Below are 22,968 nucleotides of genomic sequence, written 5' to 3'. Positions count from 1 at the left end.
CGCCCTACCCGTTCCCGAAGCCGGCGCTCGCAGCCTTGGTCAGCGGCTCCAGCCAGGTCAGACCGACGATCACCAACGGGAAAGCGAAGGCGGCGCACGCCCAGCCGATCCACTTGGCCTCGACCGGCGCGGCGTCGGTCGCGATGTCGTCCACCGGCGCATCGAACCACATCAGCTTGAGGATGCGCAGATAGTAGAAGGCGGCGACGACCGAGGCGACCAGGCCGGCGGCCGCGACGGGCCACAGCCCTGCATCGGCGGCGGCGCCGAACACATAGTATTTGCCCCAGAAGCCCGAGAACGGCGGCATGCCCAGAACCGACAACGACAGAATGGTCAGGGCCACGGCCGTCAGCGGCCGATCGTTCTTCAAGCCGGCCAGATCGGCGATGCGGCGGATCGGACGGCCCGACTTGGACAGGCTGAGCAGGATGGCGAAGAAGCCCAGTTGATCGATGACATACAGCGTCATGAACATCAGCATGGCCTGCAGGCCCTCGGCCGTGCCCGCCGCAATGCCCAGCAGGGCGTAACCGATGTTGGCGATCGAGGAATAGGCCAGCAGGCGCTGGATGTCCTTCTGCGCCAGGCCGCCGAAGGCGCCGACGACGAAGCTGATCAGCGAGACGGCGATCAGGACCTGCGACCACTGCGCGTGGGCGTCGCCGAAACCGTTTTCCAGCGCGCGGGCGATCAGCACCATGGCCGCAACCTTGGGCGCCGTGGCGAACAGGGCCACGACCGGCGTCGGCGCGCCTTCATAGACGTCGGGCGTCCACATATGGAACGGCGCGGCCGAAACCTTGAACGCCAGGCCGCAGATCAGGAAGACCAGGCCGAAGACCAGGCCCGGGCCGGGATTGTCGGCGGCGACGGCGGCGATGTCCTCGAACCGCATCGAGCCGGCGAAGCCGTAGATCAGGCTGGCGCCATACAGCAGCAGGCCCGACGACAGCGCGCCCAGAACGAAATACTTCAGGCCCGCTTCCGACGCCTTGACGTCGTTGCGGTGGAAGGCGGCCAGCACATACAGGGCCAGCGAGTGCAGCTCGATCCCGACGTACATGGAGATCAGGTCGCCCGAGGACGCCATCATCCCCATGCCGGCCGAGGCCAGCACGATCAGGACCGGATATTCGAACTTGGCGATGCGCGTGCGCTTCATCCAGCCGTCGCCCAGCACGACCGCCACGGCGGCCGACAGATAGATCAGGCTCTTGGCGTAGATGGCCAGCGGATCGGCGACATAGGCACCGTTGAAGGCGACGCCCCACGGTCCGACGATCGAGATGACCGACGCGGCGATCAGCAGCAGGACCGACAGGATCGAGACCAGACGGGCGCTCTTGTCGCCGATGAAGGCGCCGACCATCAGCAGGACCAGGGCGCCGACCGCGAGGGTGACTTCCGAGGCGGCGAGATGCAGGGCGGAGGATAGATCAGGCATCTGTAAGTCTCACCCGCCGATCGCGGCGCGATACGCGCTGGTCAGGGCCTCGACGGCAGGCCCGGTGTAATCGAGGACAGAGGCCGGATGGACCCCCAGCCAGATGGTGCCAACGATCAGGGGCACGAACAGCAGCAGTTCGCGCTTGTCGATGTCGGTGATGGTCTCAAGCTTCGGATTGGTGATCTCGCCGAACATGACCGCGCGGTACAGGGTCAGGGCATAGACCGCCGAGAATATGACGCCCGAGGCCGCGACCAGCGCCGCCCAGGTCGAGGCGTTGTAGGCCCCCGTCATGGTCAGAACTTCGCCGATGAAGCCCGAGGTGCCCGGCAGGCCGACGTTGGCCATGGTGAACATAAGGAAGATGGCGGCGTACCACGGCATCTTGGAGGTCAGGCCGCCGTAGAAGGCGATCTCGCGAGTGTGCATCCGGTCGTAGACGACGCCGACGCACAGGAACAGCGCGCCCGAAATCAGGCCGTGGCTGATCATCTGGAAGATGGCGCCCTGCATGCCGATGTCGTTGCCGGCGAAGATGCCCAGGGTCACGAAGCCCATGTGGGCCACCGACGAATAGGCGATCAGCTTCTTGATGTCCGTCTGACGCCAGGCGACCAGCGACGTATAGACGATGGCGATCACCGACAGGGTGAAGACCAGCGGACGGAACATCTCCGACGCCATCGGGAACATCGGCACGTTGAACAGGATGAAGCCGTAGCCGCCCAGCTTCAGCAGAATGCCCGCCAGGATGACAGAACCAGCCGTCGGCGCCTGAACGTGGGCGTCGGGCAGCCAGGTGTGGACCGGCCACATCGGCATCTTGACCGCGAACGAGGCGAAGAAGGCCAGCCACAGGATCGGCTGGACGGCCGGATCGAAGGCGAAACGCTTCAGCTCGGGAATGCTGGTGGTGCCCGCCTCATGCGCCATCCACAGCATGGCCAGCAGCATCAGGACGGACCCCAGCAGGGTGTAGAGGAAGAACTTGTAGGCCGCATAGATGCGGTTCTGACCGCCCCAGATGCCGATGATCAGGAACATCGGGACCAGGGTGCCTTCGAAGAAGATGTAGAAGAGGAACAGGTCCAGCGAGGTGAACACCCCGATGACCAGCGTCTCCAGCACCAGGAATGCGATCATATATTCGACGACGCGCGTCTCGACAGACTTCCAGCTGGCCAGGATGCAGATCGGCATCAGGAAGGCCGTCAGCAGGACGAACAGGATCGAGATCCCGTCGACGCCCAGGTGATAGCTGGCGCCCGCAAACCACGGGACCATCTCCACGAACTGATAGCCGGTGTTGGCCGGATCGAAGCCGGCGACCAGCACGACCGACACCGCCAGGGTGACCAGGGTGGTGATCAGCGCGATCCAGCGCGCGGCCGGCGCGGCCGCATCGGCCGACTTTGACGTCAGCCGGGCGGCGAAGATCGCCAAGGCCCCGACCAGGGGCAGGAATGTAACGAGGCTCAGGATGTAGGGCACGAGATCAGGCTCCCCACGCGAGGATGGCGAAGGTGAGCAGACCGGCCACCCCGAGCAGCATCACGAAGGCGTAGTGATAGACATAGCCGGACTGGATCTTGCCCAGTCGAGCGGCGGATTTCAGCGACACCCAGGCGGCGCCGTTCGGACCCAGACCGTCAATGATCTTCACGTCGCAGATCTTCCAGAAGAAGTTCCCGATGGCGCGGAAGCCGCGCACGAAGACGAAGTCGTACAGCTCGTCGAAATACCACTTGTTGTAGAGGAAGCGGTAGATGACGCCGTTCCGCTCGGCCATGCGACGACCCATGCCCTCGCGAGCGACGTAGATCCAATAGGCGAAGGCGGTGCCGATCAGCGTCAGGATCAGCGGCGACCATTTCACCCAGGTCGGAACGTCGTGGCTTTCGTGCAGGACGTGGTTGTTCGCGCCGGTGAAGATCGCGCCGCGCCAGAACTCGCCCTCGTGGTGGCCGATGAAGTGCGGCGCGAAGACGAAGCCGGCCGCAACGGCGCCGACCGACAGCAGGATCAGCGGGATCAGCATGACTACCGGGCTCTCGTGCGGCTTCAGCGGGCCATGATGACCATGGTCATCATGCGCATGATCGTCGTGATGATCGCCGACCGGCTCGGAGTGCGTTTCCAGCTGGGCGTGAGACGCATGGTCGTCAGCATGATGGGCGTCGCCCTCTTCCTTCCACACCGGCTTGTTGTGGAAGGTCATGAAGACCAGGCGCCACGAATAGTAGGCCGTCAGACCGGCGGCGATGATGCCGACGAAGAAGGCGAACAGACCGATGGCCGAGTGACCCGAGGCCGCCGAGGCATAGGCGCTCTCGATGATCGAATCCTTGGAGTAGAAGCCGGCGAAGCCGCCGACGCCGGGGATGCCCAGGCCGGTGATGGCGATGGTGCCGATGGTCATCACCGCATAGGTGACCGGCAGCAGCTTCCACAGGCCGCCCATCTTCCGCATGTCCTGCTCGTGGTGCATGCCGTGGATCACCGAGCCGGCGCCCAGGAACAGCAGGGCCTTGAAGAAGGCGTGCGTGAACAGGTGGAACATGGCCGCCTGATAGGCGCCGACGCCCGCCGCGAAGAACATATAGCCCAGCTGCGAACAGGTCGAATAGGCGATGACCCGTTTGATGTCGTTCTGGGTCAGGCCGACCGTGGCGGCGAACAGGGCCGTGATCGCGCCGATGATGGCGATGATCTGCGACGCGCCCGGCGCATATTCATAGATCGGGCTCAGCAGACAGACCATGTAGACACCGGCGGTGACCATGGTCGCGGCGTGGATCAGCGCCGACACCGGGGTCGGGCCTTCCATCGCGTCCGGCAACCAGGTGTGCAGGAAGAACTGGGCCGACTTGCCCATGGCGCCGATGAACAGCAGGAAGCCGGCCAGATCCAGCGCGGACCACTGGACGCCCAGGAACTCCCACGTCGTGCCGGCCTTGGTGGCGATCAGCGGGAACAATTCGGCGAAGTTGATGGTGCCGTACATCCAGAAGATCGTCATGATCCCCAGCACGAAACCGAAGTCGCCGACGCGGTTGACGACGAAGGCCTTGATCGCGGCGGCGCTGGCCGTCGGCTTCTTGAACCAGAATCCGATCAGCAGATAGGACGCCAGGCCAACGCCTTCCCAGCCGAAGAAGATCTGCATGAAGTCGGCCGCCGTCACCAGCGCCAGCATCATGAAGGTGAACAGCGACAGATAGGCGAAGAAGCGCGGCCGGCTGTCGTCCTCGGCCATGTAGCCCCAGGAATAAAGGTGAACCAGCGAGGAGACGCTGGTGACCACGATCAGCATGGTCGCCGACAGGGCGTCGATGCGGATCGACCAGGCCGACTGGAAGTCGCCGACATTGATGAAGGGCGCCAGGCGGATGGTGAAGGGCTCAAGATGGCCCCAGGTCCACTGGCCGAACACCGTCCAGGCCACGGCGCACGAGAAGAACAGCAGGCCGGTCGTGACGGCCTGCGACGGGATGTTGCCAATCCGGCGTCCGAAGAAGCCGGCGATGGCCGCGCCCAGCAGCGGGGCGAAGATCCCGAGAATGACGAGGGTATGGAAGGTCACGCTCAGCCCTTCATCACGGAGGCGTCGTCCACGGCGATGTCGCCGCGGTTACGGAAGAAGGTCACCAGGATCGCCAGGCCGACGGCGGCCTCGGCTGCGGCGACGGTCAGGACGAACATCGCCATGATCTGCCCGCTGATCTCGTTCAGATAGGCCGAGAAGGCGACGAAGTTGATGTTCACCGCCAGCAGGATCAGCTCGATCGACATCAGGATGATGATGACGTTCTTGCGGTTCACGAAGATGCCGAACACCCCGATGGTGAACAGGATCGCGGCGACCGTCAGATAGTGGGTCAGACCGATCATCAGAGAAGCTCCTCGGCGCTGACGCCTTCGCCCGTGGCGGCGGACTTGATCTCGACCGACTTGCGACGATCGCGGTTCACCTGGTCGCCGGGGTTCTGGCGTTTGATGTGCGGCTTGTGGCGCAGCGTCAGGGTGATGGCGCCGATCATCGCGATCAGCAGCACGATCCCGGCCGCCTGGAAGAAGTAGACATAGTCCGTGTAGAGCACGCGGCCGATGGCCTCGACATTCGTCACGCTGGCGTCCGGCGCGCCCGGCGCCGGCAGGCCCGCAGCGGCCCCGCCCTGAACCACGGCGACCGAGACGATGATCATCTCGACCAGAAGCACGGCGGCGATGATGGCGCCCAGCGGCAGATAGCGCGCGTACCCTTCGCGCAGCTTCAGGAAGTCCACGTCCAGCATCATGACGACGAACAGGAACAGCACCGCGACCGCGCCCACATAGACGACGACCAGCAGCATCGCCAGGAACTCGGCGCCCAGCAGGACGAACAGACCCGCCGACGAGAAGAAGGCCAGGATCAACCACAGCACGCTGTGCACCGGGTTGCGCGCGGTCACGACCAGAAGGCCGGAAACCGTGGCGACCGCCGCCAGCAGATAGAAGGCTATGCCTTGCAGCATGTCGGGACGAAGCCCCTTTCGTATCGGCCGCGACCCCGTTGCAGGAATCGCCGACCCGTTTAGCGAGATGCGCCTTAGCGGTAAGGCGCGTCGAGTTCCAGATTCTTGACGATCTGCCGTTCCCAGCGGTCGCCGTTATCGAGCAGGCGTTGCTTGTCGTAGAGCAGCTCTTCGCGCGTCTCGACGGCGAACTCCGAGTTCGGCCCTTCCACGATGGCGTCCACCGGGCAGGCCTCCTGGCAAAGGCCGCAGTAGATGCATTTGACCATGTCGATGTCGTAGCGGGTCGTGCGGCGGCTGCCGTCGGCGCGTGGCTCGGCCTCGATGGTGATGGCCTGGGCGGGACAGATGGCCTCGCACAGCTTGCAGGCGATGCAGCGTTCCTCGCCATTCGCATAGCGACGCAGAGCGTGCTCGCCCCGGAAGCGCGGCGACTGCGGATTGCGCTCGAAGGGATAGTTCACCGTCATCTTGGGACGGGCCATATATTTCAGCGACAAACCGATGGCGCCGATGACGTCCAGCATCATCGCGCCCTTGGTCGCCTGGACGATACGGGTGAACATCAGGGCTTATCCTTGGGGGCGGGCGTCGTCTTGGGGGCGGTCTGGCTGGCGCGCCAGTCCTGTTCGATGCGGTCCTGGCGTTGCTGCCATTGATAGCTCGACTCGGGCATGCGCGACGCGTCGGGCGCGCAGGCGGCGGTCATCGTCAGAAGACCCAGGCCGATGATGAGGCCGCGCATCACGACCCCACCACGAAGACGCGCCAGGCCGATACGATCACGACCGCGACCAGCGACGTCGGTAGGAAGATCTTCCAGCCCAGACGCATCAGTTGGTCATAGCGATAGCGCGGCACGAAGGCCTTCACCATCGAGATCATGATAAACCAGAAGACCGTCTTGATCATGAAGGTCAGCAGATAGATCGTATAGGCGATCCAGGCCGGCAGACTGTCTAGGAATGACTGCGGAACTACGCCGGGGTTCCAGCCGCCGAAGAACAGCAGGCTGATCATCGCCGACATGAAGACGATGTTGACGTACTCGCCCATCATGAACAGCAGATACGGCGTCGAGCTGTATTCGACCTGATAACCCGCGACCAGTTCGGACTCGGCCTCAGGCAGGTCGAACGGCGGACGGTTGGTCTCGGCCAAGGCCGAGATGAAGAAGATGATCGACATCGGGAACAGGATCACGACCAGCGGCCATGTGTCTTTGCCGCCGCCGAAGGCATACCAGTTCCAGGCGTAACCGCTCTGGCTGGCCACGATTTCCGACAGGTTCATGGTCCCGGCCAGCAGGATCACATTGATGATGATCAGGCCCAGCGAGACTTCATAGGACACCATCTGCGCCGCCGAACGCAGCGAACCCAGGAACGGATACTTCGAGTTCGAAGCCCAGCCGCCCATGATGATGCCGTAAACGCCTAGCGACGACACGGCGAAGATATATAGGATGCCGACGTTCAGGTCCGACACCACCCAGCCGGGCGCGAACGGAATGACCGCCCAGGCCATGAAGGCCAGGATCACAGTGATGATCGGGGCGATGATGAAGACCGCCTTGTCGGCGCCAGCCGGGATCACGACCTCCTTCAGCACGAACTTGATCATGTCCGCGAAGGATTGAAGCAGGCCGAAGGGACCGACGACGTTCGGGCCCTTGCGCATCTGGACGCCCGCCCAGACCTTGCGGTCGGCCAGCAGCAGGAAGGCGACGGCGATCAACACGCCGACCGTGATCAGCAGGACCTGGCCGACCGTGATCAGCGTCCAGCCCAGAGGCGTGGCCCAGAAGGAAACGGGGTCCATGGCTTACTCCGCCGCCATTGCGACCGGCTGGGTCCGCAGAACGGACAGCTCGGCCATCGTCGCGCTGGCGCGCGCTATCGGATTGGAAAGATACGGGTCGGTCACGGCCGAGACGAAGGCGCGGTCGCCCAGATCGCCCTTGGCGCCCAAGGCCGCCACGTCGAACGCCGCCGGCGCGGGCAGATAGTCGATCCGGCCGAAGGTCGGGTGATCGCCCATCAGCTTGGCGCGCAGTTGCTCCAGCGTGTCGTAAGGCAGGGTCTTGTCGACGCGCGCCGACAGGGCGCGGATGATGGCCCAGTCTTCCTTGGCCTCGCCCTTGGGGAAGACGACGCGTTCGGCCATCTGCACCCGGCCCTCGGTGTTGACGTACAGGCCGGCCTTCTCGGTGTAGGCCGCGCCCGGCAGGATGACGTCGGCGCCATGCGCGCCACGGTCGCCGTGGCTGCCCAGATAGACGCGGAAGGCGTTCGAACCGGTCGGATCGACCTCGTCGGCGCCCAGCAGGAACAGCACGTCAAGCGCATCCGGCTTTAGCATTTCGGCGACGGTCAGGCCGCCCTCAGCCGGCACGAAGCCCATGTCCAGACCGGCGACGCGCGACGCGGCGTGGTGCAGCACGTTGAAGCCGTTCCAACCGTCAGCGACGACGCCGACCTTCTTGGCCAGGGCGCCGAGCGCGTTCAGGACGGCCGGGCCGCCCTTCCCGCTCAGCGCGCCGGAGCCGACGATGATCGCCGGACGCTCGGCCTTGGTCAGGAAGTCCAGCGCCGACTTCGGCAGCTTGGCCAGGGTCTGCGTGCCTGCGCCCAGATAGGCGTAGTCGAACGTCAGGTCGGCCTGTTCGCCGATCAGACCGATCTCCATGTCGCCCTTCAGCCAGGCCTTGCGCAGGCGGGCGTTCAGCAGCGGCGCCTCGGTGCGCGGATTGGCGCCGACGATCAGAACGGCGTCAGCCTTTTCAATGCCTTCCAGGCCGGAGTTGAACAGCCATCCCTCACGAGGGCCATAACCCACGGCGGCGCCGTCCTGGCGGCAGTCGGTGTTGTTGGAGCCAAGCGCGCGGAACAGATCCAGCGTCGCCTTCATCGACTCGGCGTCCTGCAGATCGCCCGCGATCACGCCGATACGGTCGGCCGGCGCGGCCTTCAGCTTGGCGGCGACGGCGTCCAGCGCCTCGTTCCACGAGGCGGCGCGCAGCTTGCCGTTCTCACGGATCCACGGACGGTCCAGGCGACGCGCGGTCAGGCCATCGACGACATAGCGGCTCTTGTCCGACAGCCACTCCTCGTTGATGCCCTCATTGACGCGCGGCAGCACGCGCATGACCTCGGACCCGCGGTAGTCGGCGCGGATGTTCGAGCCCAGGGCGTCCATGACGTCGATGGTCTCGGTCTTCTTCAGTTCCCACGGACGATAGTGGTACTGCCACGGGCGGTGCGTCAGGGCACCGACCGGGCACAGGTCATTGACGTTGCCCGACAGTTCCGAGGCGACCGACTTCTCCAGATAGGTCGTGATCTCAGCGTCCTCGCCGCGCGAGATCATGCCGATGTCCGGCACGCCGGCGACTTCGGTGATGAAGCGGACGCAGCGCGTGCATTGGATGCAGCGCGTCATGAAGGTCTTGATGGTCGGCCCCATCGCCTTTTCTTCGACCGCGCGCTTGTTCTCCGAATAGCGCGAGCCGTCGCGGCCATAGCCGACCGACTGGTCCTGCAGGTCGCACTCGCCGCCCTGGTCGCAGATCGGGCAATCCAGCGGGTGGTTGATGAGCAGGAACTCCATCACCCCTTCGCGGGCCTTCTTGACCATCGGCGTGTCGGTGAAGATTTCCTGGCCGTCGGCGGCCGGAAGCGCGCACGAAGCCTGCGGCTTCGGCGGTCCAGGCTTCACCTCGACCAGGCACATGCGGCAGTTGCCCGCGATGGACAGGCGCTCGTGATAGCAGAAGCGCGGAATCTCTTGTCCGGCGCGTTCGGCGACCTGGAGCACGGTCATGCCGGGCTCGAACTCGGTTTCGACGCCGTTGACCTTGGCGATAGGCATCAGCGGGCCTCTTGCTTGGCGGCGGGAGCCGCCATTTGTACATCCACGGACATCGGCTGACCGTCGCGGAACAGGCCCGCGCCGTCGGCTTGCGCCCGGCATTCGAATTCCAGCCTGCCGCCATCGACCGGCGCGCGCCACGACACCTGGGCCGTGCGTTCGCCGGTGGCGGTGAAGGCGACCGCGTCGCCTTCCTGGCCATACATGCGGTTCACCACGTCGCGGCAGGCCGCTTCGAGGTTCGCCGGAGCCGCCGACGCCGCTTGAGCCGCGACCGGCGCAGCCTCGGCCGACGCCGCCTCGGGCGCTGGCGGGGCTTCGGGCGCAACCCTTCCCCCCTCGTCGCAAGCCGCGAGGATCGGAAGCGTCAGCAACAGGGCGACGGCGAGGCGCATCTCTACTCCGCCGCGATCGCGTGGCCGGCGAAGTTCGCGCGGCGGCTGCGATAGTTGGCGATCCGCTCTTCAATCTCGTGACGGAAGTGACGGATCAGACCTTGAACCGGCCAGGCGGCGGCGTCGCCCAGCGCGCAGATGGTGTGCCCCTCGACCTGGCCGGCCACGTCCAGCAGCAGATCAATTTCCGACGGATCGGCCTCGCCCACGGCCATCCGCTCCAGCACGCGCCACATCCAGCCGGTGCCTTCGCGGCACGGCGTGCACTGGCCGCAGCTCTCGTGCTTGAAGAAGTAGCTGATGCGGGCGATCGCCTTCACGATGTCGGTGGATTCGTCCATGACGGTCACGCCGGCGGTGCCCAGCGACGAGCGAACCTCGCGCATGGAATCGAAGTCCATCAGGACCGTCTCGGCCTGCTCGCGCGTGATGACCGGGCAGGACGCGCCGCCAGGGATGATGGCTTTCAGATTGCTCCAGCCGCCGCGCACGCCGCCGCCGTGATCCTCGATCAGCTGACGCAGCGGGATCGACATGGCCTCTTCGACCACGCAGGGCGTATTCACATGGCCGGACAGCGACATCAGCTTGGTGCCGGTGTTGTTCGGACGGCCGAAGCTGGCGAACCAGTCGGCGCCGCGACGCAGGATCGTGCCGACGACGGCGATCGACTCGACGTTGTTCACCGTGGTCGGGCAGCCGTACAGGCCCGCGCCGGCCGGGAACGGCGGCTTAAGACGGGGCTGACCCTTTTTGCCCTCCAGCGATTCCAGCAGCGCAGTCTCTTCGCCGCAGATGTAGGCGCCGGCGCCGTGGTGGATATAGACGTGGAAGTCCCAGCCGTGGACGTTGCCGTCGCCGATCAGCTTGGCCTCATAGGCCTGCTTGACGGCGGCTTCCATCCGCTCGCGCTCCAGCACGTATTCGCCGCGCAGATAGATGTAGCAGGCATGGGCCTGCATCGCGAAGCTGGCGATCAGCGCGCCTTCGATCAGCAGGTGCGGATCATGGCGCATGATCTCGCGGTCCTTGCAGGTCGCGGGCTCGGATTCGTCGGCGTTGATGACCAGGTAGTGAGGACGGTCCTTCACTTCCTTGGGCATGAACGACCATTTCAGGCCGGTCGAGAAGCCCGCGCCGCCCCGGCCGCGCAGACCCGAGGCCTTGACGTTGTTGATGATCCAGTCGCGGCCAAGGTCCAGCATGTCCTTGGTGGCGTTCCAGGCGCCGCGGTTCTTCGCCCCGTCCAGCGTCCAGTCGTGGAAGCCGTACAGGTTGGTGAAGATGCGATCCTTGTCTTCGAGAATGCCGACCATGGCCCTCAGAGTCCTTCCGCCAGACGGCGCTTGTGGTGGCGCGTGCGCATCCAGATGGCCGCGATGACCATCACCCAGCCCGCCGCCAGCATGAAGTAGGAGAGATTGACCGCCCACGGTCCGACTGCGCCCTGACGCGAGATCAGGATCAGAACGGCCGCGCCGACGACCATGGCCAGGCCGCCCGCGCGCAGCGGACGCCCGACGTTGCGCAGTTCCTTGCGGTAGGCTGCGCGGCCCTCCTCGGTGTTCAGATCCGGCGGCGACATCAGGCCGGCGCCTTCTCGACCGGCGCGGGGTCGCTGTTCGGCAGCTTCTTGATCGGTTTGGCGGCCGATCCGTCATACAGCGTCGCATCAAGCAGGGTCTTGGCCCCGCCCTCCGGCGCCGCATTGGTGCGACCGATGTAGGAGCCCGGCTCGGGCGTCTTTCCGGCGGCGAAATCGTCGATGATCCGGCCGATCGTCTCGGGCGTCAGATCCTCGAAATAGTAGTCGTTGATCTGGGCCATCGGGGCGTTGGAGCAGGCGCCCAGGCACTCGACTTCCTGCCAGGTGAAGCGGCCGTCGGCGGAGAGATGATCCTTGGGACCGATCTTCTCCTTGCAAACACGCATCAGCTCATTGGCGCCGCGCAGCATGCACGGCGTGGTGCCGCACACCTGGATCAGCGCCGTCTTGCCGACCGGCTCCAGCATGAACATGGTGTAGAAGGTCGCGACCTCCAGCACCCGGATATAAGCCATGTCCAGCAGTTCGGCGATCGCGCGGATGGCGGGTTCGGACACCCAGCCTTCCTGCTTCTGCACCAGCCACAGGATCGGGATCACCGCCGACTGACGACGGCCTTCCGGATACTTCTTGATCCACCATTCGGCCTTGGCCGTCGTATCGGCCGAGAAGGCGAACGAGGCCGGCTGTTCCTTGGCGAGACGACGAACGCTCATCGGTCCACTTCTCCGAAAACGATGTCGAGCGAGCCCAGGATGGCGGACACGTCGGCCAGCTGGTGGCCGCGGTTCATCCAGTCCATCGCCTGCAGCGAGCGATAGCCCGGCGCCGAGATCTTCACGCGATAGGGTTTGTTGGTGCCGTCCGACACCAGATAGATGCCGAACTCGCCCTTGGGCGCCTCGACCGAGGCGTAGACCTCGCCCTCGGGCGTCTTGAAGCCTTCGGTGTAGAGCTTGAAGTGGTGGATCAGCGACTCCATCGAGCGCTTCATCTCGCCCCGGCGCGGCGGAACGATCTTGTTGTCCTCGACCATCACCGGCTCGCCGGGGCAGTTGCGCAGCTTGTGGATGCACTGCTCCATGATCCGCACAGACTGCTTCATCTCCTCGATGCGCACCAGATAGCGATCCCAGCAGTCGCCGTTCTTGCCGACCACCACATCGAAGTCGAGCTCGGCATAGCACTCATAGGGCTGCGACTTGCGCAGATCCCAGGCGATGTTCGAGCCGCGCAGCATCACGCCGGTGAAGCCCCATTCCAGGGCCTGCTGCTTGGACACCACGCCGATGTCGACGTTGCGCTGTTTGAAGATGCGGTTCTCGGTGACCAGGCTTTCGATGTCCTTCAGCGCCGGCGGGAACTCGTGGCACCAGCGGCCGATGTCGTCGATCAGGTCCATCGGCAGGTCCTGGTGGACGCCGCCGGGACGGAAATAGTTGGCGTGCAGACGGGCGCCGCAGGCGCGCTCGTAGAACACCATCAGCTTTTCGCGTTCCTCGAAGCCCCAGAGCGGCGGCGTCAGGGCGCCGACGTCCATGGCCTGGGTCGTCACGTTCAGCATGTGCGACAGGATGCGGCCGATTTCCGAGTACAGGACGCGGATCAGCTGCGCCCGGTACGGAACCTCGATGCCCAGCAGCTTCTCGATCGCCAGGCAGAAGGCGTGCTCCTGGTTCATCGGCGAGACGTAGTCCAACCGATCCAGATACGGCACGTTCTGAAGGTATGTGCGGGCCTCCATCAGCTTTTCGGTACCCCGGTGCAGCAGGCCGATGTGCGGATCGACACGCTCGACGATCTCGCCGTCCAGCTCCAGCACCAGGCGCAGCACGCCGTGGGCGGCCGGGTGTTGCGGACCGAAGTTGATGGTGAACTTGCGGTCTTCCATCTCGCGCGCGTGGACGGTGCGGGTGTCGAGGTCGTCCTCGAACACATCGACGCCCAGCGGCGGCAGAGTGGGGTTTCCGTCAGCCATTACGCCTGGCCTCCCGCCTTCTCGTCGCCGGGCAGGACCGGCGCGGGGTATTCGGCGCCCTCCCAGGGCGACAAGAAATCGAAGGTGCGGAATTCTTGGGTCAGCTTGACCGGCTCATAGACCACGCGGCGCTGTTCCTCGTCGTAGCGGACCTCGACATAGCCCGTCATCGGGAAGTCCTTGCGCAGCGGATGGCCTTCAAAGCCGTAGTCCGTCAGCAGGCGACGCATGTCCGGGTGACCCGAGAACAGCATGCCGTACATGTCGTAGGCTTCACGCTCGAACCAGTTGGCGGCCGGATAGGCCGAGATGACCGACGGCACCGGCTGGGTCTCGTCGGTCGAGACCTTGACCCGCAGGCGCGCGTTCCGCGTCATCGACAGCAGGTGATAGACGACTTCGAACCGCTCCTTGCGATCCGGATAGTCCACGCCGCACAGGTCGAGCAGCTGCTGGAAGCCGAATTGATCGCGCAACGTCGTCAGCACCTCGACGATCCGCTCGCGCGGCGCGACCAGCGTCAGTTCGCCGAACGCCACCTGGGCCTCGACGCCCAACGCCCCGACCATCTCCGCGCCCAGCGGCGTCAGGGCGGCTTCGTGTTGCGCTTGAACAGCCAGAGAGGTCATCGGTCGATGGTCCCCGTGCGACGGATCTTCTTCTGCAGTTGCAGCAGGCCGTACAGCAGCGCCTCGGCCGTCGGCGGGCAGCCGGGCACATAGACGTCGACCGGCACCACGCGGTCGCAACCGCGCACGACGCTGTAACTATAGTGGTAGTAGCCGCCGCCGTTGGCGCAACTGCCCATCGACACGACATAGCGCGGATCGGGCATCTGGTCGTAAACCTTGCGGATGGCCGGGGCCATTTTGTTGGTCAGGGTGCCGGCGACGATCATCAGGTCCGACTGACGCGGGCTGGCGCGCGGCGCCATGCCGAAGCGCTCGACATCGAAGCGCGGCATCGACATCTGGATCATCTCGACGGCGCAGCAGGCTAGGCCGAAGGTCATCCACATCAGCGAGCCCGTGCGGGCCCAGTTGATGACGTCGTCGGCGGCGGCGACCAGATAGCCGCGCTCGCCGAGCTCCATGTTCACGGCCTCGAAGAACTTGTCGTGGACCTTGGGGTCATAACCCTCGACAGTCGAACGCGCACCGGCGCCGGCTGGAACCAGCGGCGCGCCCGATGCGGACACCAGGCCTGCGGGCTTGGAAGCGGCGACTACTCCCATTCCAGGGCTCCCTTCTTCCATTCGTAGATGAAGCCGATGGTCAGCACGCCCAGGAAGACCATCATCGACCAGAAGGCGAAGACCATGCCGGCATGCGACAGATCGAACATCGACACCGCCCACGGGAACAGGAAGGCGACTTCCAGGTCGAAGATGATGAACAGGATCGACACCAGATAGAAGCGGATATCGAACTTCATCCGGGCATCGTCGAAGGCGTTGAAGCCGCACTCATACGCCGACAGCTTTTCGCTATCGGGGCTCTTCGGCGCCAGCAGCAGCGGCAGCACGATGAAAAGAACGCCGATGAAGGCGGCTACGCCGGCGAAGACCAGGACCGGAAGATATTCGAGAAGGAATGCGTTCATTCGAAGAACCTCGTCCGCCGGGGAGAGGCGGGATTCGGCGCTTCTTAGACCCAAGACCGCCGCCGTTCAAACCCCTGCGGCCATTGGATTTTTCATTGAGAACGGCTCGCAACTTGGCGCGCCATATGTCGCAGGGCCGACGCTTGCGCGTCGCAGGGCTGCAAAGGCCTATTGGCGGGCCGATCGCGTAACCGAAAGTCATCCGAATGAGCCTAGCCAGCCGCGCCCTGAACGCTGTCGAGCGGGTCGGTAATCGACTTCCCGATCCTGTCTTCCTGTTCCTGTGGCTGATCGGCGGTCTGATCGTCCTCAGCATGGTCGGCGCCGGCCTGGGCTGGTCCGCCGTCAATCCGGTCACCGGCGATCAACTGGTCGCCAAGAGCCTGCTGTCGGCCGAGAATCTGGAACAGTTGATCATCGGCATGCCGCGCACCCTGGCGGACTTTCCGCCCCTCGGCATCGTCATCACCATCATCTATGGCGCTTCGGTCGCCGAACGCACCGGGATGTTCGCGACCGCCATTCGCGGCGCCCTGCTGAACGCACCCCGTTCCATACTGACGCCCGTCGTCGTGATCACCGGCATGGTGTCCCATCACGCGTCGGACGCCTCCTATGTCGTGGTCATCCCGCTGGCGGCCGTCATCTTCGCCGCAGCAGGCCGCCATCCACTGGCAGGTCTGGCCGCAGGCTTCGCCGCCGTGTCGGGCGGATACGCCGGCAACCTGTTCCCTGGCGCCAGCGACGCCTTGATCCTGGGCATCACCGAGCCGGCCGCCCGTCTGATCGATCCGTCCTATTCGGTCAACATCGCCGGCAACTGGTTCTTCATTGTCGGCGTCGTCTTCGTCTTCACCCCAATCGTCTGGTTTCTGACCGACCGGGTGATCGAGCCGCGCCTCGGGGCCTGGAAGCCGTCAGAGGGCGTCGCCGCCCCGAACGCTTCGGAAAAACATCCCCTGACCGCCGCCGAAAAGCGCGGCCTGAAGTTCGCCGGCCTGGCGCTTCTGGGCATGATCGCGCTCTGGGCCCTGCTGACCTTCATACCGGGCTCGCCGTTCGTCGATCCCGAGGTGGACCCGGAGCAGAAGTTCAATCCCCTTTACAAGTCCCTGGTCGCCTTCTTCGCCATCACCTTCTTCGTCACCGGCGGTGCCTATGGGGCCGGAGCCGGCACAATCCAGTCGCATCGCGACATGGTCACGATGATGCGTGACGGCATCGCCCAGTTGGCGCCCTATATCGTGCTGGCCTTCTTCGCCGCCCACTTCGTGGCCATCTTCAACTGGTCGGGGCTGGGGCCGATCCTGGCGGTCAATGCAGCGGCGGGTCTGAAGACCCTGGCCCTGCCCGCACCTCTGCTGTTGATCTGCGTGGTCTTCGTCTCGTGCTTCTTCGATCTGTTCATCGGCTCGGCCTCGGCCAAGTGGTCAGCCCTGGCGCCGATCGTGGTGCCGATGTTCATGCTGCTGGGCATTTCGCCCGAGATGACGACCGCCGCCTATCGCATGGGGGATTCCGTCACCAACATCGCCACGCCGTTGATGAGCTACTTCCCGCTGATCCTGACCTTCGCCCAGCGCTGGGATCCGCGATTCGGCCTCGGTTCTTTGATGGCGACCATGCTGCCCTACGCCGGGGCCTTCCTGGTTGCCGGTCTGGCCATGGTGGCGGCCTGGGTCGCCTTTGACCTGCCGTTGGGGCCGGGCGTCGGCGTCCACTATGAGCCGCCGCCTCCCGCCGTGGCGGCCCATGAGCCTGCAGACGGCGGCGTAGCGGGCCCGCACAGCCCGCCCCAGGCGGCGATCGTCACACCGTCCACAGCCCCGTCGCGTTGAGGGGCGCGTTTCTCCGAAAAGGTCGCTTGACGCGATGTGTCAGCCCGCCTAAACGACGCCCCTCGCCGGGGCGCACAGCCGCTTCGGCCGGGAAACGCGGGTGTAGCTCAGTTGGTTAGAGTGCCGGCCTGTCACGCCGGAGGTCGCGGGTTCGAGCCCCGTCACTCGCGCCACTCTTTCTAGAAATAGAAGAGTGGCGCACACCGCCTTCCCAAAAAGCTTTCGAAACAGCTCAAAAGTTTCGACCTGATACGCGGGTGTAGCTCAGTTGGTTAGAGTGCCGGCCTGTCACGCCGGAGGTCGCGGGTTCGAGCCCCGTCACTCGCGCCACTTCTTTTTAAGACATCGATAAAAGAAGTGGCGCGCTCCCGTTTTTGGAAACGCGCCATTCGAACGGGTCACAGCCCTGGCCGCTTCAGTGCAGCGGCAGCGCCATATCCGGGTTTACGAACGCCGCTTCGCCCGTCAGCTCGCCATAGACCATGCAAAGATCCTCGAAGACGCGATTCCAGGCGAACTGGCTGACCGCCTTTTCGCGCGCCGCCCGGCCGATCGCTTCGATATCGCGCGCGAAAAGGGCCTCGACCGCCTGGGCGTAATCGGCGGCGTCCGCGCTGGCGGCCAGTTGCCCCACGCTCTCGTCGACCGTCTCGGCGACGCCGCCCGCATTGACCCCGACCACGGGGCGACCGCAGGCCATGGCCTCCAAAACGATCAGCCCGAACGGCTCTTTATCATTGGCGTGAACGAAGGCGTCGCAGCTGGCGATGATCTTTGCGACCGCCTTGGGATCGCTTTCATAAGGCATGGAGATGACGCGATCCTCTTCCGGCATCCCCGCGCCTGCACCGACCAGAACGAGGTGATAGGGGGCGCCCAGCTTCTGGACCGCCTCGATCAGCACGTCGACGTTCTTCTCTTTGGCCGGACGACCGGCGAAACACAGCAGCCGCGCGTCATCGCCCAGACCCAGCTGTTTCAGCAGCCACTGCCGGTCACGACGGTCCGGTCGGAAGGTGTCGATCTCCACGCCCAGAGGTCGAATGACGATGTTGCTGACACCGGCCTCTTCCAGGCGCCGCGCGATAAAGCGACTGGGCGACACAACCCGGTCGAACTGTGAAAACAGCTTCGCCCAGCGCTTCTCCACCGGCTTCTTGGCCCACTCGCCGAAATGCAGCGCCGCCAGCCCAGCCGGATCGGAGTGGCAGAAACCGACGACCGGGCATCCGACCCGCTGCCCGGCCTCCAAAGCCCCCTGCCCCGGCGTGTAAGGATCTCCGGCCTCGATGATCGACGGCTTCATGGCCGCCACCCAGGCGCTCCAGCGCTTCACCGAACTGGGCCAGCGATAGCCGTCGCCGAACGGCAGCTTGGTGGCCCGAAGTTGCACGATGCCGTCGGCGCGCGCCTTGTGCCGCGCACCCGGCACGATCAGCGAGTGGCTGACCCCCGGCCGATTGGCCTCGATCCACGCCTTCTTGGACAGGATATAGCGCTTCACCCCGCCCGAGCGCGGCGCATAAAGCATTGTGGTGTCCACCAGGCGAGGCCGCTCGTCCATCGCCGCCGCCTTTAAGGCCCGCAGCGTATCGGCGACTTCCACGTCCAGCCCCGGAATCAGTCGGAGTTCGCTTTCCTGGACGTCGAGGTCTGTCATGCTCATGGAGTGTTCTCGCCTGGTCTGGGCTGTCGAACGCCGGAGGGGTTCGATGGATGCGTCCACGGGACGCGGCCTTTGGACCGTTCGACGCCCGTAAACCCGGGCGCGGCAAAGCTCAAGTGCGCGCCGTCGCGATTTCCTCCGCATTCGGCCTATGAGGCATCGACGAGCGAACGCAGGTCGCCTTGCAGGATCGCCTCAGAACCACCACGGCCTTGCATTCGCCTCAAATTCGATAAACTTGGAACGCTGGCGCGGACCCTGCTAAGGGGTCTCCCGTAACGTGACGCGTGACCACCAGGGGTTTCTACCGAATGCGTATTTTGCTCGCGACCGCCGTGGCGATCGCCCCCTTGATGGTCGCTACAGGATCCCAGGCCGAGATCGTCATCTCGAACGCCCGGACCACGCCGATCCAGACGGCCAACGCGACGGGCACGGCCGCCGACAACATCCGCATCGCCAGCGGCGGCAGCGTCGCCGTCGCCTCGGGCGCGGCGGTGACCCTGAACAGCAACAACACGGTCGATCTGGATAGCGGCAGCTCGATCACGATGGACAAGTCGGCCGACGGCTCGACGGGTCTTCTGGTCAACGGCGGCAACACCGGCTCGGTGATCGTCGGCGGCTCGATCACCGTCAACGACACGCTGGAAGCGGCAGACATCAAGGATACCGACGGCGACGGTGATCTGGACGGCCCGTTCGCCACCGGAACCGGCCGCTACGGCGTGCGGGTCACCGGCGCCTCGCCCTTCACCGGCAACATCCTGGTCGAGGGCACGGGCGCGATCGCGGTCGAGGGCAATAACTCCTACGGCCTGTCCGTCGAATCCGCCCTGAACGGCAAGCTTCAGAGCCTGGGAACGGTCCGGGTGACCGGCAACGACAGCACCGCCATCCGCACGACGGGTCCGATTTCCGGCAACGTCGATCTCGCCGGCACCATCTCCGCGCTTGGCGCCAATGCGACGGGCGTTTCCATCGAAGGCGATGTCGGAGGGGCGCTCAAGATCCATTCCTCCGTGGTGGCCACCGGCTATCGCTACACCACCCCGCCGCCCGCGCGTCCAACGACCGGCACGTTCGACAACGCCACGACCCTGTTCCTCGACGAACTCGACGCAGACGATCTGCTGCAAGGGGGACCGGCCGTGCGCGTCGGCGCCAATGTCGCCGGCGGCGTGCTGCTGGACAAGGCGCTCGCCTATTCCGAGGCCGGCATCGAGGGCGACGACGACAAGGACGGCGTCAAGAACGGCGACGAGGACGATGACGGCGACGGCATCAAGAACCGCGACGATCCGGACCGTGACGGCGACGGCATCCCGGACGCCAGCGAGACAGCCGCCTCCATCACGTCCCTGGGCGGCGCGCCTGCGCTGCTGATCGGCTCGACGGCGAACACCGTGACCCTCGGCGCCGTCGGTACAGGCGATGCGGCCTATGGTCTGATCAACCGCGGCACCATTGTCGGATCCGGCCTTTACTCCGGCGTGGAATCGCGCGCCGTGCAACTCGGCGTGACCGGCGGCCAGGCCGTGAATGTTACTGGCGGCGTCCGCAACGAGGGCGGCATCTCGTCCACGGCCGTTGATGCCAACGCCACGGGTCTCTGGATCGGCTCGGGCGTGACCGCTCCCACAATCAACAACTCGGGCGCCATTCAGGCCGTCGCCTCGGGCAAGCAGACCCAGAGCGCGACCGGCATTCTGATTGGTGCAGGCGCCAACGTCGGCTCCCTGACCAACACCGGCAACCTCGTCGCCTCTTTCGGCGGCAATCAGGGTTCAGCAACCGTTATTCGCGATCAATCCGGCAGCCTGACCCAGTTGAACAACGCCGGCTCGATCATCGGCTCGCTCACCCCTAACACCGACGATACAAATCCGGTCACCGGCAAGGTGACCGCCATCGACGTCTCGGCCAACACGACCGGCGTCACCCTGCGGCAGTACGGCATCCCCGCCGCTGCCGGCAGCACGGCGACGGACACGGACAAGGACGGCGTGCCGGACGCGAACGAACCCGCCATCGTCGGCGCGATCAAGCTGGGCTCTGGCGCCGACACGCTCAATATCGAGAACGGCGTCGTCAACGGCGACATCGATTTCGGCGCCGGCGCCGACCGGCTGAACATCAGCGGCGGCGCCGTCGTGACCGGCGCCATCGCCAACAGCGACGGCCTGCTGGACATCAACGTGTCCAAGGGCACCCTCGCCGCCACCCAGACCGGCGCCACGGCGATCTCCAACCTGAACATCGGCGCCGAAGGGACGTTGCTGGTCAATCTTGACCCCGCCAACGACCGCGCCGGCGGCTTCAATGTCAGCGGCAATGCGACCCTGGCGACAGGCTCCACTCTGGGCGTCCGCTTCTCGTCGCTGATCGATCAGCCTGAGCGGTTCAACGTCATCACGGCCGGCACGCTGAATGTGGGTCAGATCAACCAGACCCTGCTGTCGGACAACTCGCCCTATCTTTACGTCGTGCAGGGCGGCGTGGCCGGCAACACCGTCTATGTCGACGCCCGTCGCCGCACCGCTGCCGAGGCCGGGCTGATCCCCGTCGAAGCGTCCGCCTACGACGCCGTCTATGGCGCGCTGGGGTCCAATGAGGCCCTGCGCAACCTGTTCCTGTCGCAGACGTCGCGCGACGGCTTCATCGACGCCTATGAGCAGATGCTGCCTGACCACTCGGGCGGGCCGCTGATGTCGCTGTCGGCCGGCGTCGATGCGGTCACCCGCGCGCTGACCGGCCGCAACGCCGCCGCTGCGCCGGGTGAAACCAGCGCCTGGGTGCAGGAGATCAACTTCTACGCCGACAAGGACAAGACCGACTCCTACGGATTCCGGTCCGAAGGCTTCGGCGTCGCCGGCGGCGTCGAAAAGGGCACCAGCCTGGGCGCCGTCGGCATCTCGGCCGCCTTCACCTCGTCCGACATCAAGGACCCCGAGGCCGAGGCCGAAGAGGTCCTGTCCGCCAACCTGCTGGAACTGGGCCTGTACTGGCGCGCTCAGGGTCAATACTGGACGACCTGGGCCCGTGCGGCGGGGGGCTACGCCTCCTTCAGCGCCGATCGCTCGCTGGTCGCCACCGGCGTCTATCTGAACAACAAGTCCGACTGGCATGGCTGGACGGCGGCGGTCGCCGGCGGCGCCTCGTATGAGCGCAACTTCGGCCGTCTGAACATCCGCCCCGAAATCTACGGCGAGTATTTCAGCCTGTCGGAAGGCTCGCGCAGCGAGAAGGGCGGCGGCGACGGCTTCGATCTCGACATCGATTCGCGCGACAGCCACATCTTCTCGGCGGTGGCGGCGATGAACGTCGGCTATGGCTTCGGCCGCAATGGCTGGATCCGTCCAGAGCTCCGCGTCGGCTATCGTCAGAACATCTCGGTCGACGCCGGCGAAACCATCGCCCGCTTCGCCAGCGGTGGCCCGGACTTCATCCTGTCGCCGGACGCCATCGAAGGCGGCGGGCCGATCCTGGGCTTCCGCCTGAACTTCGGCAACGAATTGGGCATGCTGTCGCTGACCGGCGACGCCGAGCTGTTGGAAGATTACGTCCGCTACTCGCTGCTGCTGCGGGCCAGCTTCCGCTTCTGATCACAGCCCGATCCAGACAAACGAAAGGCCGCCGGAGCGATCCGGCGGCCTTTTTGTTTGGTAGGCGGCGACGGGTTCGAACCGCCGACCCTCTCGGTGTAAACGAGATGCTCTGACCAGCTGAGCTAGCCGCCCCCAAAGGGCAGAGACGGGCTTATGCCCGTCGCGCCTCAACCGTTCAAGGCGCTTTTCAAACCTTCGCCCGGACGAAAGCGCGCGGTGCGCGAGGCCGGGCGCGCGACGGCCGCGCCGGTCTGCGGATTGCGCGCAACGCCGGCCTTGCGGTCCACGGCGACGAAACTGCCGAAACCGATCAGCTTCACATCCGCGCCCCGCGTCAGCGACTCGGTCACGCCGTCGGTAAACGCCTCCAGCGCCGTCTTGGCCTGGTCGCGGCTGATGTTCGCCGCACTGGCCATCCGGCCGATCAGTTCCGCCTTTGTCATCCGTCCCCCTCTAGAACGAATCACTAAAGGACAGATCGGCGGTTGCGTCAAAAAC

Annotated in this window: 21 protein-coding genes and 3 tRNA genes; 4 read left to right on the top strand and 20 right to left on the bottom strand. The window is 65.2% G+C overall.

The annotated features are described in order from the left end of the window. Positions 1–4: 4 nt before the first annotated feature. From nuoN to E7T10_RS09095, 17 genes are all read right to left on the bottom strand, one after another. Complete coding sequence (gene nuoN, locus E7T10_RS09175) at positions 5–1,447, bottom strand: NADH-quinone oxidoreductase subunit NuoN (protein ID WP_137721553.1); 1,443 nt, start codon at positions 1,445–1,447, stop codon at positions 5–7. Positions 1,448–1,456: 9 nt separating this feature from the next. Continuing rightward, positions 1,457–2,941 (bottom strand): NADH-quinone oxidoreductase subunit M, encoded by a 1,485-nt coding sequence (locus tag E7T10_RS09170; protein WP_137721552.1) that lies wholly within the window; start codon positions 2,939–2,941, stop codon positions 1,457–1,459. 4 nt (positions 2,942–2,945) lie between these two features. Next, a complete protein-coding gene (nuoL, locus tag E7T10_RS09165) occupies positions 2,946–5,033 on the bottom strand; it encodes an NADH-quinone oxidoreductase subunit L (protein WP_137721551.1) in 2,088 nt (695 codons plus the stop codon). Positions 5,034–5,035: 2 nt separating this feature from the next. Next, positions 5,036–5,341, bottom strand: coding sequence for an NADH-quinone oxidoreductase subunit NuoK (gene nuoK, locus E7T10_RS09160; RefSeq protein ID WP_039247409.1), 306 nt, complete (start codon positions 5,339–5,341; stop codon positions 5,036–5,038). After that, positions 5,341–5,967, bottom strand: a complete 627-nt coding sequence (locus E7T10_RS09155; RefSeq protein ID WP_017503986.1) for an NADH-quinone oxidoreductase subunit J — start codon at positions 5,965–5,967, stop codon at positions 5,341–5,343. The genes nuoK and E7T10_RS09155 overlap by 1 nt, the downstream gene beginning before the upstream one ends. Before the next feature lie 74 nt (positions 5,968–6,041). Further along, the gene (gene nuoI, locus E7T10_RS09150; RefSeq protein WP_137721550.1) at positions 6,042–6,533 is read right to left on the bottom strand and encodes an NADH-quinone oxidoreductase subunit NuoI; all 492 of its coding nucleotides are present in this window, start codon (positions 6,531–6,533) and stop codon (positions 6,042–6,044) included. Further along, a complete protein-coding gene (locus E7T10_RS09145; protein WP_137721549.1) occupies positions 6,533–6,712 on the bottom strand; it encodes a hypothetical protein in 180 nt (59 codons plus the stop codon). Before E7T10_RS09145 ends, nuoI begins: the two co-directional genes overlap by 1 nt. Then, entirely contained in the window at positions 6,712–7,788 is a 1,077-nt protein-coding gene (gene nuoH / locus E7T10_RS09140) for an NADH-quinone oxidoreductase subunit NuoH (RefSeq protein ID WP_137721548.1), read from the bottom strand. Before nuoH ends, E7T10_RS09145 begins: the two co-directional genes overlap by 1 nt. A 3-nt stretch (positions 7,789–7,791) precedes the next feature. Next, the gene (nuoG, locus tag E7T10_RS09135; protein WP_137721547.1) at positions 7,792–9,837 is read right to left on the bottom strand and encodes an NADH-quinone oxidoreductase subunit NuoG; all 2,046 of its coding nucleotides are present in this window, start codon (positions 9,835–9,837) and stop codon (positions 7,792–7,794) included. Next, the gene (locus E7T10_RS09130) at positions 9,837–10,232 is read right to left on the bottom strand and encodes a hypothetical protein (protein ID WP_137721546.1); all 396 of its coding nucleotides are present in this window, start codon (positions 10,230–10,232) and stop codon (positions 9,837–9,839) included. The genes nuoG and E7T10_RS09130 overlap by 1 nt, the downstream gene beginning before the upstream one ends. A gap of 2 nt (positions 10,233–10,234) precedes the next feature. Then, on the bottom strand, positions 10,235–11,548 hold the full coding sequence (gene nuoF / locus E7T10_RS09125) for an NADH-quinone oxidoreductase subunit NuoF (RefSeq protein WP_039247403.1): 1,314 nt from the start codon (positions 11,546–11,548) through the stop codon (positions 10,235–10,237). A gap of 5 nt (positions 11,549–11,553) precedes the next feature. Further along, entirely contained in the window at positions 11,554–11,817 is a 264-nt protein-coding gene (locus E7T10_RS09120) for a hypothetical protein (RefSeq protein ID WP_017503994.1), read from the bottom strand. Next, the gene (gene nuoE, locus E7T10_RS09115; RefSeq protein ID WP_066627590.1) at positions 11,817–12,494 is read right to left on the bottom strand and encodes an NADH-quinone oxidoreductase subunit NuoE; all 678 of its coding nucleotides are present in this window, start codon (positions 12,492–12,494) and stop codon (positions 11,817–11,819) included. The genes E7T10_RS09120 and nuoE overlap by 1 nt, the downstream gene beginning before the upstream one ends. Then, a complete protein-coding gene (locus E7T10_RS09110) occupies positions 12,491–13,669 on the bottom strand; it encodes an NADH-quinone oxidoreductase subunit D (protein WP_137722602.1) in 1,179 nt (392 codons plus the stop codon). Before E7T10_RS09110 ends, nuoE begins: the two co-directional genes overlap by 4 nt. An 86-nt stretch (positions 13,670–13,755) precedes the next feature. Next, positions 13,756–14,385 (bottom strand): NADH-quinone oxidoreductase subunit C, encoded by a 630-nt coding sequence (locus E7T10_RS09105; protein WP_017503997.1) that lies wholly within the window; start codon positions 14,383–14,385, stop codon positions 13,756–13,758. After that, positions 14,382–15,011: an NADH-quinone oxidoreductase subunit B family protein gene (locus E7T10_RS09100; protein WP_087119131.1), complete on the bottom strand. Its 630-nt coding sequence runs from the start codon at positions 15,009–15,011 to the stop codon at positions 14,382–14,384. Before E7T10_RS09100 ends, E7T10_RS09105 begins: the two co-directional genes overlap by 4 nt. Then, entirely contained in the window at positions 14,981–15,358 is a 378-nt protein-coding gene (locus E7T10_RS09095) for an NADH-quinone oxidoreductase subunit A (protein WP_055753485.1), read from the bottom strand. The genes E7T10_RS09100 and E7T10_RS09095 overlap by 31 nt, the downstream gene beginning before the upstream one ends. 206 nt (positions 15,359–15,564) lie before the next feature. On the opposite strand from E7T10_RS09095, the gene E7T10_RS09090 reads away from it, so the two are divergent. The 3 genes from E7T10_RS09090 (at position 15,565) to E7T10_RS09080 (ending at position 17,526) form a co-directional block, all read left to right on the top strand. Then, positions 15,565–17,196: an AbgT family transporter gene (locus E7T10_RS09090; protein ID WP_137721545.1), complete on the top strand. Its 1,632-nt coding sequence runs from the start codon at positions 15,565–15,567 to the stop codon at positions 17,194–17,196. 96 nt (positions 17,197–17,292) lie between these two features. Continuing rightward, positions 17,293–17,369 (top strand) — tRNA-Asp (locus E7T10_RS09085). An 80-nt stretch (positions 17,370–17,449) separates the two neighbouring features. After that, positions 17,450–17,526: transfer RNA gene (locus E7T10_RS09080), tRNA-Asp, on the top strand. An 85-nt stretch (positions 17,527–17,611) separates the two neighbouring features. Here the strand turns inward: E7T10_RS09080 and E7T10_RS09075 are convergent. Beyond that, positions 17,612–18,862: a glycosyltransferase gene (locus E7T10_RS09075; protein ID WP_137721544.1), complete on the bottom strand. Its 1,251-nt coding sequence runs from the start codon at positions 18,860–18,862 to the stop codon at positions 17,612–17,614. A 311-nt stretch (positions 18,863–19,173) separates the two neighbouring features. Here E7T10_RS09075 and E7T10_RS09070 point away from each other — a divergent pair, with 311 nt between their 5' ends. After that, on the top strand, positions 19,174–22,467 hold the full coding sequence (locus E7T10_RS09070) for an autotransporter outer membrane beta-barrel domain-containing protein (protein ID WP_137721543.1): 3,294 nt from the start codon (positions 19,174–19,176) through the stop codon (positions 22,465–22,467). Positions 22,468–22,525: 58 nt separating this feature from the next. Here E7T10_RS09070 and E7T10_RS09065 read toward each other — a convergent pair. Together E7T10_RS09065 and E7T10_RS09060 are read right to left on the bottom strand one after the other, a co-directional pair. After that, positions 22,526–22,602, bottom strand: a tRNA-Val gene (locus E7T10_RS09065). 35 nt (positions 22,603–22,637) lie between these two features. Then, entirely contained in the window at positions 22,638–22,913 is a 276-nt protein-coding gene (locus tag E7T10_RS09060) for an HU family DNA-binding protein (protein ID WP_017504003.1), read from the bottom strand. Between the last annotated feature and the right edge of the window lie 55 nt (positions 22,914–22,968).

This window comes from Brevundimonas sp. SGAir0440, from assembly GCF_005484585.1.
Lineage (GTDB): Bacteria > Pseudomonadota > Alphaproteobacteria > Caulobacterales > Caulobacteraceae > Brevundimonas.
This window is presented reverse-complemented; position numbering and strand designations above follow the sequence as displayed.